Here is a 12,285-nt window from a genome sequence, read left to right on the forward strand (position 1 = left end):
CGGCCTCGGACAATGCGGCAGAACGGCTGGAAGAAGCAGGCAGGACAGCATGGCGGAACAGGTGCCCGAGGCGGGCAAGAAGACGACGGCGCTCGAGGCCTTGCGGAACCGTCTGCGCGGGCTTTACTACGGGACGGACAGCCGCGCCCTGCGCTTCCAGCTGACCATCGGCGTCATCGACGTTCTGGTCATCCTCTTCTTCCTGGCTGGGCCCTATCTCAACCCCGGCAGTTCCTATCTGGTGATCGATTACTCGATCGCCGCCATCATCGCCTGCGAACTCTTCGCGCGCGCGCTCGTTGCCAACAATGCCGGCCGCTTCCTGCTCAAGCCGATGACGCTGGTCGATCTCCTGATTCTCGCCACTCTGCTTGCCCCGCAGCATTTTTCAAATTTCGCCTTCCTGCGGGCGCTGCGGATCTGGTCGTTCAGCCAGAGCCGGATCTTCGAGGTGGTGACGACGAAGCTCGGCTGCCGGCGCTATCAGGACGTGATGCGCGCCTGCATCGCCTTTGTCACCTTCCTCTTCCTCATCTCGGGCTTCGTCTACACCACCTTCTTCTACAGGGATGCCGGCATCAATGGCTTCGTCGATGCGCTCTATTTCACCGTGGCGACGATCACCACCACCGGCTTCGGCGACATCACCCTGCCCGGTACGCTCGGCAAGCTGACCTCGATCGTCACGATGATCTTCGGCGTCTCGCTCTTCGTTCGCCTCGCGCAAACGATCGTTCGCCCGTACAAGGTTACCTACCCCTGCCCCCAATGCGGGCTGAGCCGCCATGATGCCGACGCCGTGCACTGCAAGGCCTGCGGCCATATTCTCAATATTCCCGACGAAGGGATGTAGTACGGACACTCAGATGGAAGCCTTTAGGACAGGCTTCCATCTGAGTGCCGGTACCAGCCTGTCGCGGCTCCATATCCGTGGCATTGCCGCAGTGCAGCGAATCTGGCATAGTTAACACTTACAATTCATTCCCTCCTGTTTTCTGCTCGTATCGAGTCTCCTTCCCTTTTCGAAAGACGTCGGACGCTGATGCTGCAGACCGTTCTCTTCGCCACCTACACGCTCGTTGCGCTGTTCTTCCTCGATGCCACGCATCGGGAAGGCGAGGCGCAGGGCGGCGCATGGGATGGCATGCGCGTGCTCGGCATGCTGCTTTGCCTCATCTGGCCGGTGCTGATCGTGCATGTGGCCGTGCTGGCTTACCGTCGGCGCCAGGCAAACTGAGCGCTTTGCGCGGTCGCCGGTCCGCCACTGCATGGCTATTGGCTCAAATCTTCATACATTTGTAGGAAACTTGCGCGAGGCGATGGGTGCCTGGCCGGATGACCCGGGCAAAGCAATGATGCGGTGAAGGAGAGACAGCGTGGCAGGCCGGGCAAAGGCGGAACGGCGCGGCGGGCGCCTCTTCTTCTGGTTCGCCTTCCTGCTGGTGGTGGCAGCCATCATCGCCACCGTGCTTCTTGCCAACAACCGCCGCAATCTCGATCGCCTGCTGCAGGCTCTCCCTGCCATTCCGGGATTGACGCGGGTCCAGGGTCCAGCCACGGGGCTTATCAAGGGCGACCGCACCGTCCGGGTGATGAAGGGGCGGCGCGTGCCGGCAGCCACGATCGTCGCGCCGCAGAAGCTCTTCGCCAGCCTGGACGCGCCGGAACAGAGCTTCCTGCGCGCGATCCGCAGCGATCCGCGCGCGCTCTGCGACCGGCTGAAGGACGGCGGTTTCCCGGACATCGCCTGGTCGAAGAGTGCCGCCGGCGGCGGCAGCTGGGAATGTTCGTCGATGCATTCCATCGGCGCTCCTGCCGACGACGGTCGCGTCCAGTCTTCGGTCTTCGTGTCGGTGAAGGGTGCGGGAGAAGACACCGTCGACTCCTTCCGCGTGAAGCTCAACATCGAGCGGCCGGAGGATCGGGCGGAGGTTTCGAAGACGGGCGCCGCAGCGGCGGCCGCCTTCCTGCGCCAGGTGCAATGGGCAGGTGACGGAACGGTGATCGAGCGGGTCCAGTCGCTTCAGGAATTCGACCTCAAGGACTTCGGCAGCCGCATCCAGCTGCGCAAGGAATTCGGCTCGGTGCCGCGCTATAATTTCCTGGCGAGCGAAGCCTTCTCGCGCCATCGCCGCACCGGTGCGGATCGCTACTTCGACCGCGCCCTCTGGCTGGCCTACAACGGGTCGCCGCGCGAGACGACCGGGATCGACCCATCTGTGCTGCCGCCACGCCGCGTGACGACGGTTCGCCAAAAGGACATCGAGACCACGCCGCTGCCGCCGCCGGAGTTCCGTCAACCCATGCCGGAGGAGATTTTAGAGCGGCCGGATGCGGTAGAGCCCTTGCCCGCGGAGGGCGATCCGTGATGCCGAAGGTACGGCTGCGTTAACCAAAGGTGAAGGATGAACCAAGTCTCTTATTGCCATTTTCGTTCAAATTTACTAGACGGTTAACAAATAGAAAATTCTGCCACACTTACATTTTTTCTGGGACGCCGCACCCTCCCGGGGTTCGTCATCACCGCCAAGATTTTCATCCACGCGCATGAAGCGCGCACCGTGTCGGCCAGTTTGTCTTTTTCGCACGTGTCCATTTTTCGGATGCAGGCTGCTGAACGGTGTCGGGAGTTTGAGAGCCATGACCAAGCAGACTGCGTTCAAGGCCACTGACCAATATGTGATCGACGGCCTGAGACTGAAGCGGGGGCAGCGAAGCACCCGCCGATCCGGCTTCTTCAAGGCCGGCGATCAGAACTTCCACATCGAACCGGTCAGCGTTCCCAATCGTCCCGTCCAGCTTGCCATGAAGCGCGCCATCGACATTGCCGGCGCATTCAGCGGGCTTCTGGTGCTGGCGCCCGTGCTTCTGCTCATCGCCCTGCTGATCAAGCTGGAAAGCAAGGGTCCGGTCTTCTTCCGCCAGCTGCGCACCGGCCGCAACGAAGTGCCGTTCGAAATCCTCAAGTTCCGCTCCATGTACACCGATCGCTGCGATCGCTCGGGCGTGCAGCAGACGATCAGCGGCGATCCGCGCATCACCAAGGTCGGCTGCTTCCTGCGCCGCACCAATCTGGACGAGATCCCGCAGCTCTGGAACGTGTTGGTCGGTGACATGTCGCTGGTCGGCCCGCGTCCGCATGTGCCGGACATGCTGGCCGCCGGCCGTGATTATGCCGATCTCGTTCGCGGATACGAAAACCGCCACCTGATGCGCCCCGGCCTGACCGGCCTCGCCCAGGCCCGCGGCCTGCGCGGCCCGACGACGCACCGCTGGATGGCGATCCGCCGCATTTTCTGCGACGTCGAATATGTTCGCAATTTCTCGCTGCTGCTCGACATCAAGATCATCCTGCGCACGCTGATCAACGAACTGCGCGGCGGCACGGGCTTTTAAGACCGGACCGCAGAGAAGCGCACCCGCAAGCGTGAGCAGCGACCGACCACCGGCGAGAGACCGCTGCGGCGGCTGAGTGCTGAGAAATCGAAGACGAAGGCGTCCGGAAGGGCGCCTTTTTCATGTCCGGATCTCACCCGGCACTTGACGGATGTTCGGCAATCGTCCGGCCAACGAAAAACCGCCCGGTGCTTTCGCTCCGGGCGGCTCAGGCGTCTCTTGGGAGAGAAGTGGATCGCTTACTTGGCGGACTGCCAGCTCTTGACCAGTTCGTCGTAATTGACGGTCATCGGCTTTTCCTTCTCGTTCTCGACCTTCAGCTGCGGTGCGAGATTGCCCTTCGAGACGGCGTCCTTGTTCCAGTATTCGAGATCATGCTCTTCGGCGAGCTTCGGGCCGATATCGCCCTGGACGCCGGCGCGTTCGAGGCGCTGCATGACCTTTTCCTGCTCGGCGCAGAGCGAGTCCATGGCTTCCTGCGCGGTCTTGGCGCCGGAAGAGGCATCACCCACGGCCTGCCACCAAAGCTGGGCCAGCTTCGGATAGTCCGGAACGTTGGTGCCGGTCGGCGACCACTGCACGCGGGCCGGCGAACGGTAGAACTCGATCAGGCCGCCGAGTTCCGGCGCGCGCTTGGTGAAGCTCTCGTGCTGGATTGTCGATTCGCGGATGAGCGTCAGGCCGACATGGCTCTTCTTCACGTCCACGGTCTTGGAGGTCACGAACTGCGCATAGAGCCAGGCGGCCTTGGCGCGGTCCTCGGGGGTCGACTTCATCAGCGTCCAGGAGCCGACGTCCTGATAGCCGAGCTTCATGCCGTCCTTCCAGTAGACGCCATGCGGCGAGGGTGCCATGCGCCACTTCGGCGTGCCGTCCTCGTTGACGACGGGCAGGCCCTTCTTGACCGCATCGGCGGTGAACGCCGTGTACCAGAAGATCTGCTGGGCGATATTGCCCTGCGCCGGAACCGGGCCGGATTCCGAGAAGGTCATGCCGGCTGCTTCCGGCGGTGCATAGGCCTTCAGCCAGTCGAGATACTTCTGGATGGCGTAGACCGAGGCAGGGCCGTTGGTATCGCCGCCGCGCGCCACGCAGGAGCCGACCGGACGGGAGTTCTCGTCGACCTTGATGCCCCATTCGTCGACCGGCAGACCGTTCGGAATGCCCTTGTCGCCGTTGCCGGCCATGGAGAGCCAGGCATCGGTGAAGCGCCAGCCGAGCGAGGGGTCCTTCTTGCCATAATCCATATGGCCGAAGACCTTCTTGCCGTCGATCTCGCGACCGGTGAAGAATTCGGCGATGTCCTCATAGGCCGACCAGTTGACGGGAACGCCGAGGTCGTAACCGTACTTCGCCTTGAAGTCGGCCTTGTTCTTCTCGTCGTTGAACCAGTCGTAGCGGAACCAGTAGAGGTTAGCGAACTGCTGGTCCGGCAGCTGGTAGAGCTTCTTGTCCGGCGCGGTGGTGAAGGAGGTGCCGATGAAGTCGGCGAGATCAAGCGTCGGGCTGGTGACGTCCTTGCCTTCGTTCGCCATCCAGTCGGTCAGGTTGCGCACCTGCTGGTAGCGCCAGTGCGTGCCGATCAGGTCCGAGTCGTTGACGAAGGCGTCATAGAGGTTTTCGCCCGACTGCATCTGCGTCTGCAGCTTTTCGACGACGTCGCCTTCGCCGATGATGTCATGCGTCAGCTTGATGCCGGTGATGGCGGTAAAGGCCGGCGCCAGCACCTTGGATTCGTAATCGTGGGTGGTGATGTTTTCGGAAACGACCTTGATTTCCATGCCGGCGAAAGGCTTCGCCGCATCGATGAACCACTGCATTTCCTTTTCCTGGTCGGCGCGTGTCAGCGTCGACATGTCGCCGATTTCCTTGTCCAGGAACTGCTTAGCCTCGTCCATGCCGGCAAAGGCCGTTCCGGTGAAGGCCAGCAGGATCGCTGCCGTCGATGTGAGTAGATGCCGTCGCATAATGTCCTCCCTTAAGGTTTGCGAGTGCATGTCCCGGCTGCTCAGGCCTCCTTGCCGAAGCAGCCGGTCGTCTTTCCTTGCGTCAGACCAGCTTGAACACGCCGATGGCGTAGACAAGCGAGAGCGCAAGAGCCCACCACACGTTGGGGCCGACAAGCCCCAGCCATGCGAGATGAATAAAGGCCGAGCCGAGCAGCGACACGAAGAGCCGGTCGCCGCGCGTGGTTTCGAAGCGGAGAATGCCGACCCGCGGATGCCCGCCCGGCCGCGCATATTCCCAGACCGCCATCAGGCCGAGCAGAAGGAAGATGGTCAGGAAGAACATGGCAGAGGGGAAGGACCAGGCCATCCAGCCGCCGGGGAAAAGCGTTGCGAACCAGTCCGGCATCCCGTCCTTGACCGGCAGCTGCGAGGCCAGCGCCGCGGCGGCGGCCAGGTAGACGGCGAGGATGATGACGAGGGCGATTGGCCAGCGTCGGTTGGTGGAAACGGCAGCAGCCATCGGACGCTCCTTTCTCAAACGCGCCCGAGGGCGAAGCCCTTGGCGATGTAATTGCGGACGAAATAGATGACGAGGGCGCCGGGAATGATGGTGAGGACACCGGCTGCCGCCAGCACGCCCCAGTCCATGCCCGATGCCGAGACCGTACGCGTCATAGTGGCGGCGATCGGCTTGGCATCCACCGTCGTCAGCGTGCGGGCGATCAGAAGCTCCACCCAGGAGAACATGAAGCAGAAGAAGGCGGCGACGCCGATGCCGGACGCAACCAGCGGCACGAAGATCTTCAGGAAGAACTTCGGGAAGGAATAGCCGTCGATATAGGCGGTCTCGTCGATCTCCTTCGGCACGCCGGACATGAAGCCTTCGAGAATCCAGACCGCCAGCGGCACGTTGAACAGGCAGTGCGCCAGCGCCACGGCAATATGCGTGTCGATCAGGCCGAAGGCGGAATAGAGCTGGAAGAAGGGCAGCGCGAACACCGCCGGCGGCGCCATGCGGTTGGTGAGCAGCCAGAAGAACAGGTGCTTGTCGCCCAGGAACCGGTAGCGCGAGAAGGCATAGGCCGCCGGCAGCGCCACTGCGATCGAGATGATGGTGTTCAGCACCACATAGGTGATCGAGTTGATATAGCCCGAATACCAGGCCGGATCGGTGAAGATGACGATGTAGTTCCTGAGCGTCGGCTCGTGCGGATAGAGCGAGAAGGTGCCGGTGATCTCGGTGTTGGTCTTGAAGCTCATGTTCACGAGCCAGTAGATCGGCACCATGAGGAACAGGATGTAGAGCGTTGGAACCAGGAAGGAGAGACGGGAGGATTCGCGTTGTGCGGTTGCGGTTGCCATGATGGTTCCTCCCCTCTCAGCTCTGCGCGTCGCTGTTGGTCATCACGGTGTAGAACACCCAGGAGAGCAACAGGATGATGAGGAAGTAGATGATCGAGAGCGCTGCGGCCGGACCGAGGTCGAACTGGCCGACAGCCATCTTCACGAGGTCGATCGACAGGAAGGTGGTGGAATTGCCCGGCCCGCCGCCGGTGACCACGAAGGGCTCGGTATAGATCATGAAACTGTCCATGAAGCGCAGCAGGAAGGCGATCAGCAGCACGCGCTTCATCTTCGGCAGCTGGATATAGCGGAAGACGGCCAGGCGCGAGGCGCCGTCGATCTTGGCGGCCTGGTAATAGGCATCCGGGATCGAGACGAGGCCGGCATAGCAGAGCAGCACGACGAGGCTCGTCCAGTGCCAGACATCCATGACGATCAGCGTCACCCAGGCGTCGAAGACATTGTTGACGTAGTTGTAGTTGATGCCGAGCGCCGTCAGCGAATAGCCGAGCAGGCCGATATCCGTACGTCCGAACACCTGCCAGATCGTGCCGACCACGTTCCACGGAATGAGGAGCGGCAGGGCCATGAGGATGAGGCAGACCGGCACGCCAAGCCCCTTCTTCGGCATATTCAGAGCGATCAGAATGCCGAGCGGGATTTCGATTGCCAGAATGATCGCCGAGAAGGCGAGGTTGCGTACCAGAGCATCCCAGAAGCGGTCGGAATGCAGCGTCTGGATGAACCAGTCGGTGCCGGCCCAGAAGAACTCATTGTTGCCGAACGTGTCCTGCACCGAATAGTTGACGACCGTCATCAGCGGGATGACGGCGGAGAAGGCCACCAGCACCAGCACCGGCAGCACCATGAACCAGGCCTTGTTGTTCCAGGTCTTTTCCACGGATCTCAGGCCTCCCTGCCCGGTTCGGCGACACGCCAGGAATCGGCATAGATATTGATGGCGGCGGGGTCGAAGCTGACCCGCGGCTCGGCCGGGATCTCGCCATCCTCCGGCACGACGATGGAGATCGGCCGGCCGGCAAAGGCGGCGCGTACGATGCGGTGACGGCCGATATCCTCGACCTTGCCAATGGTGACCGGCGCGCCCTCGCGCCCGAGGCGGACGAATTCCGGGCGGATGCCGAGTTCGGTCTTGGCGCCCTGCGCGATTGTCGGCGCGAAGGGGAGCGCGATGGCCTGGCCGTCGATGGTCGCGCGGTTGCCGTCGAGCGAAACCGGCAGCACGTTCATGCCCGGCGACCCGATGAAATAGCCGACGAAGGTGTGCTTCGGCCGCTCGAAGAGCTCGGCCGGCGTGCCGATCTGCACGATCTGGCCGTCATACATCACCACCACCTTGTCGGCGAAGGTCAGCGCCTCGGTCTGGTCATGGGTGACATAGACCATGGTGAAGCCGAACTGCTGGTGCAGGCGCTTGAGCTGCGAGCGCAGCACCCACTTCATATGCGGATCGATGACGGTCAGCGGCTCGTCGAAGAGAATGGCGCTGACGTCCGAACGCACCAGGCCGCGGCCAAGCGAGATCTTCTGCTTCTGGTCGGCGGTGAGCCCCCGCGCCTTCTTGTGCGCCCGGTCGCCGAGATCGATCATCTCGATGATCTCGCGCACGCGCCGATCGACATCGGCCTCCGCCACGCCGCGATTGCGCAAGGGGAAAGCCAGATTGTCGTAGACGGTCATGGTGTCGTAGATGACCGGGAACTGGAAGACCTGGGCAATGTTGCGCGCCTGGGTGGACAGCTCCGTCACATCCTTGCCGTCGAACAGAATGCGCCCTTCGGAGGGATGCAGCAGGCCGGAGATGATGTTGAGCAGCGTGGTCTTGCCGCAGCCGGAGGGCCCGAGCAGGGCGTAGGCGCCGCCGTCGTTCCATTCGTGATGGACCTCTTTGAGCGAATAGTCGGCCGGCGAGGTCGGGTGGGGGCCGTAGGCGTGGCGGATGTGGTCGAGCGTGATGCGTGCCATGGTCGTCTCCTCACGCCGCGCGGGCGGCATGCCCGCCCGTCGCCATGCCGTTTGCGTCGAAGGCCATCAGATGGCGCGTGTCGACATAGACATGCGTCTGCATGTCGGGATCGAGATTGTGGATGCCGTGCTCCAGCATGACCCAGCGGGCGCCTTCGCTCTCCACGTGGATGAAGCTTTCCGACCCGGCAATCTCCGAGACGATGACGCGGGCCGGCAAAGCGGGCGCGCCGTCGAAGGCGGGCTTGAGTGCCAGATGATGCGGCTGGAAAGCGATCGTCACCGGCCCATCGGCCACGCCGGCGAGATGGGCGGGCAGCGGCAGGATGGCCGCTTCGCCGCGGCGAAGGGTCGAGCCGGACTTGGTGAGCGCGATGGTGTTGAGCGGCGGATCGGCGAAGGTGCGCGCCGAGACGAGATCGACCGGCCGGCGATAGACATCGATCGTCGGGCCGAACTGGGTCACGCGGCCGAGGCTCATCGTCGCCGTATGGCCGCCGAGCATCAGCGCTTCCGCCGGCTCCGTTGTCGCATAGACGAAGATCGAGCCGGACGCGGCAAAAAGCTTCGGCAGCTCTTCGCGCAGTTCCTCGCGCAGCTTGTAGTCGAGGTTGGCGAGCGGCTCGTCGAGCAGGATCAGGCCGGCATTCTTGACGATGGCGCGGGCGAGCGCCGTGCGCTGCTGCTGGCCGCCGGACAGATTGAGCGGCGTGCGGTCGAGATAGGGGGTGAGCTTCATCAGCTCCGCCGCCTTGCGCACCTCGCGGTCGATCGTCGCCTGGTCCTTGCCGGCAATGCGCATCGGCGAGGCGATGTTCTCATAGACCGTCATGGCCGGGTAATTGATGAACTGCTGGTAGACCATGGCGACGCTGCGGTCCTGCACGCGCACGCCCGTCACATCCTTGCCGTCCATATGCAGCGTGCCGGAGGTGGGCTTGTCGAGCCCGGCCATCAGCCGCATCAACGAGGTCTTGCCCGACAGCGTCGGCCCGAGCAGCACGTTCAGCGAACCGCGCTCGAGCGTGAGGCTGGTCGGATGGATATGCGTATCCGCCCCCACGACCTTTGCGATGTTCTTCAGTTCCAGCATTCCCTCGGCCTCCTCGCCGAGCGGATCGCCGCTCCCCCCGGTGTTGTCACGCCGCCGGCCGGAACGTCTCCCGCATATAGACATCGAGACCCGCTGCTTCGTCGGCGGTGAGCCTCAACCCCAGTTTCGTCCGGCGCCACAGCACATCCTCGGCACTGCGCGCCCATTCGGTTTCCATGAGAAAGCGGACCTCCGCTTCCGTCAGATCCCAGCCGAACAGCCGGCCGAGATCCTCCATCGTCTTCGCGGAGCCGAGGAAGGCGGCCGAGCGCGTGCCATAGGTGCGCACCAGGCGGCGCGCATGCCGCTCGCTCAGGAACGGGTAGCGGATGCGCAGCTGGCGCACCTCCTCGGGCTGGCCCGTTTCCGGAAAATCGCCGCCCGGCAGCTTCGAACCCGCCGTCCAGGGCTTGCCCTTGGCGCCGATCGCGCCCTCGATCTTTTCGAGCGCATGTTCGCCGAGCCGGCGATAGGTGGTGAGCTTGCCGCCGAAGATGTTGAGAAGCGGCGCCTTGCCGTCGCGATCCTCGACCTTCAGCACATAGTCGCGCGTGGCCTCCTGCGCCTTGGAGGCGCCGTCGTCGAACAGCGGTCGGACACCGGAATAGGTCCAGACGATATCCTCCGGCCGCACCGGCTCGGCGAAATATTCGCTGGCGGCGGCGCAGAGGTAGTCGGTCTCTTCTTCGGAAATGCGGATCTCGCGCGGGTCGCCGCTGTAATCGCGGTCGGTGGTGCCGATGAGCGTGAAATCGTCCTCATAGGGAATGACGAAGATGATGCGGCCGTCCGGGTTCTGGAAGAAATAGGCGCGCGGATCGGCAAACTTCTTGCGCACCACGATGTGGCTGCCCTGGACCAGGCGAACATTGTGCACCTGGTTGACGCCGAAGGCATTGGAGAGAACCTGGTCCACCCAGGGACCGGCGGCATTGACCAACATACGGGCGCGATAGGTCGTGGTCGGGCCACCTTCGGCCGGCTGCACGGTCACGAGCCAATGATCCTCCTCGCGCCGTGCGGAGACAACGCGCGAACGGTTGAGAATGAGCGCGCCGCGATCTGCCGCATCGCGCGCATTCAGGACCACCATGCGCGCATCATCCACCCAGCCGTCCGAATATTCGAACGCCTTGGTGAACAGCGGCTTCAGCGGCCGGCCGGCCGGGTCGCGCCGCATGTCGAGCGTCCGGGTGGCGGGCAGCTTCTTCCGGCCGCCGATGTGATCGTAGAGAAACAGACCGAGGCGAATAAGCCAGGCCGGGCGGATGCCGCCCTTGTGGAAGGGAAGCACGAAGCGCATCGGCCAGATGATGTGCGGCGCCATGGCCCAGAGCACCTCACGCTCCATCAGCGATTCGCGCACGAGGCGGAATTCGTAATGCTCGAGATAGCGCAATCCGCCATGGATCAGCTTCGTCGCGGCCGAGGATGTGCCGGAGGCAAAGTCCTTCATTTCCGCGAGCGCAACCTTGTAGCCGCGTCCGACCGCATCACGCGCAATGCCGCAGCCATTGATGCCGCCGCCGATCACGAAAATATCGAAAAGGCCCTGCTCGGACACGCTCCCACCCCTTGTTTTCGCATTGCACAAAAATGAGCATGTGCGAAAGCCTGAGAAGTAAAAGCGAAAATCTATCGAATGTCAAACGAATGCGTCTCGAAACTTACGTTTGGTGTCTTTCGTCCTACCCCTGCGTCTCGATCAGGCGCACATCCTGGGCCAGACAGATCTCGCGGATCGAGTCCAGCGGGCAGGAATCGGTGATGAAGGTGTGCACCTGGGTCAGATGACCGATGCGCACGGGCGCGGTGCGTTCGAACTTCGTCGAATCGGAAACCAGGATGACGTGGCGCGCATTGGCGATGATCGCCTGCGCCACCTTCACCTCGCGATAATCGAAATCGAGCAGCGCGCCATCCCGGTCGATCGCGGAGGCGCCGATCACGGCATAATCCACCTTGAACTGGCGGATGAAATCCACCGCCGCCTCGCCGACAATCCCCCCATCCGCGCCGCGCACCACACCGCCCGCAATCACCACCTCGATCGAGGGGAACACGCGCAGACGATTGGCAACATTGATGTTGTTGGTGATGACCATCAATTCGCGATGGTCGAGAAGCGCTTCGCCCACGGCTTCGGTGGTCGTGCCGATGTTGATGAAAAGGGATGAATTGTCGGGAATCAGCGCGGCCGCGGCCTGGCCGATCGCCTGCTTCTCCTCGAAGGCGATCGAGCGGCGGGCCTCGTATTTGACGTTCTCGTTGCCGCGGGTGAAGATGGCCCCGCCATGGATGCGGGTCAGCATGCGTCCGTCGCACAGATCGTTCAGATCCTTGCGGATCGTCTGCGGCGTGACGGAGAAGCGCGCCGCCAGCTCATCGACCAGAACCCGACCCTCGATCTTGGCGAGATCGAGGATCTCGGATTGCCGCCCGCTGATGAACATCTGTTTTCCGCCCGCTTTCGTTTTCTTTCATGATATGGAAAAACGAAAGCGGCGCAATCGCCGA

The 12,285-nt window shown here is 62.9% G+C and carries 12 protein-coding genes; 4 read left to right on the plus strand and 8 right to left on the minus strand.

The window, feature by feature from the left end; translation table 11 throughout:
* Nucleotides 1-49: 49 nt before the first annotated feature.
* The 4 genes from U8330_RS17280 to U8330_RS17295 all read left to right on the plus strand — a co-directional run bounded on the left by U8330_RS17280 (nucleotide 50) and on the right by U8330_RS17295 (nucleotide 3,396).
* A complete protein-coding gene (locus tag U8330_RS17280; RefSeq protein WP_323106476.1) occupies nucleotides 50-853 on the plus strand; it encodes a potassium channel family protein in 804 nt (267 codons plus the stop codon).
* A gap of 189 nt (nucleotides 854-1,042) precedes the next feature.
* Nucleotides 1,043-1,237 (plus strand): hypothetical protein, encoded by a 195-nt coding sequence (locus U8330_RS17285; RefSeq protein WP_323106477.1) that lies wholly within the window; start codon nucleotides 1,043-1,045, stop codon nucleotides 1,235-1,237.
* A gap of 139 nt (nucleotides 1,238-1,376) precedes the next feature.
* Entirely contained in the window at nucleotides 1,377-2,369 is a 993-nt protein-coding gene (locus tag U8330_RS17290) for a DUF6030 family protein (protein WP_323106478.1), read from the plus strand.
* Nucleotides 2,370-2,805: 436 nt separating this feature from the next.
* The gene (locus U8330_RS17295; RefSeq protein WP_323107338.1) at nucleotides 2,806-3,396 is read left to right on the plus strand and encodes a sugar transferase; all 591 of its coding nucleotides are present in this window, start codon (nucleotides 2,806-2,808) and stop codon (nucleotides 3,394-3,396) included.
* A gap of 239 nt (nucleotides 3,397-3,635) precedes the next feature.
* Here U8330_RS17295 and U8330_RS17300 read toward each other — a convergent pair whose 3' ends face one another.
* The 8 genes from U8330_RS17300 to U8330_RS17335 form a co-directional block, all read right to left on the minus strand.
* Nucleotides 3,636-5,363: an ABC transporter substrate-binding protein gene (locus U8330_RS17300; RefSeq protein WP_323106479.1), complete on the minus strand. Its 1,728-nt coding sequence runs from the start codon at nucleotides 5,361-5,363 to the stop codon at nucleotides 3,636-3,638.
* A gap of 82 nt (nucleotides 5,364-5,445) precedes the next feature.
* Nucleotides 5,446-5,865 carry a DUF2160 domain-containing protein gene (locus U8330_RS17305; protein ID WP_323106480.1) on the minus strand — a complete coding sequence of 140 codons (420 nt, stop codon included), beginning with the start codon at nucleotides 5,863-5,865 and terminating at the stop codon, nucleotides 5,446-5,448.
* Between the two features lie 14 nt (nucleotides 5,866-5,879).
* Entirely contained in the window at nucleotides 5,880-6,707 is an 828-nt protein-coding gene (locus tag U8330_RS17310) for a carbohydrate ABC transporter permease (protein WP_323106481.1), read from the minus strand.
* A 16-nt stretch (nucleotides 6,708-6,723) separates the two neighbouring features.
* Entirely contained in the window at nucleotides 6,724-7,590 is an 867-nt protein-coding gene (locus U8330_RS17315; protein ID WP_323106482.1) for a sugar ABC transporter permease, read from the minus strand.
* Between the two features lie 5 nt (nucleotides 7,591-7,595).
* Nucleotides 7,596-8,675, minus strand: coding sequence for an ABC transporter ATP-binding protein (locus U8330_RS17320; RefSeq protein WP_323106484.1), 1,080 nt, complete (start codon nucleotides 8,673-8,675; stop codon nucleotides 7,596-7,598).
* 10 nt (nucleotides 8,676-8,685) lie between these two features.
* The gene (locus tag U8330_RS17325; RefSeq protein WP_323106485.1) at nucleotides 8,686-9,768 is read right to left on the minus strand and encodes an ABC transporter ATP-binding protein; all 1,083 of its coding nucleotides are present in this window, start codon (nucleotides 9,766-9,768) and stop codon (nucleotides 8,686-8,688) included.
* Between the two features lie 46 nt (nucleotides 9,769-9,814).
* The gene (gene glpD, locus U8330_RS17330) at nucleotides 9,815-11,332 is read right to left on the minus strand and encodes a glycerol-3-phosphate dehydrogenase (protein WP_323106486.1); all 1,518 of its coding nucleotides are present in this window, start codon (nucleotides 11,330-11,332) and stop codon (nucleotides 9,815-9,817) included.
* 124 nt (nucleotides 11,333-11,456) lie between these two features.
* Complete coding sequence (locus U8330_RS17335; RefSeq protein WP_323106487.1) at nucleotides 11,457-12,221, minus strand: DeoR/GlpR family DNA-binding transcription regulator; 765 nt, start codon at nucleotides 12,219-12,221, stop codon at nucleotides 11,457-11,459.
* Between the last annotated feature and the right edge of the window lie 64 nt (nucleotides 12,222-12,285).

The organism is Rhizobium sp. CC-YZS058 (genome assembly GCF_034720595.1).
In the GTDB taxonomy this organism is placed as follows: Bacteria; Pseudomonadota; Alphaproteobacteria; order Rhizobiales; family Rhizobiaceae; genus Ferranicluibacter.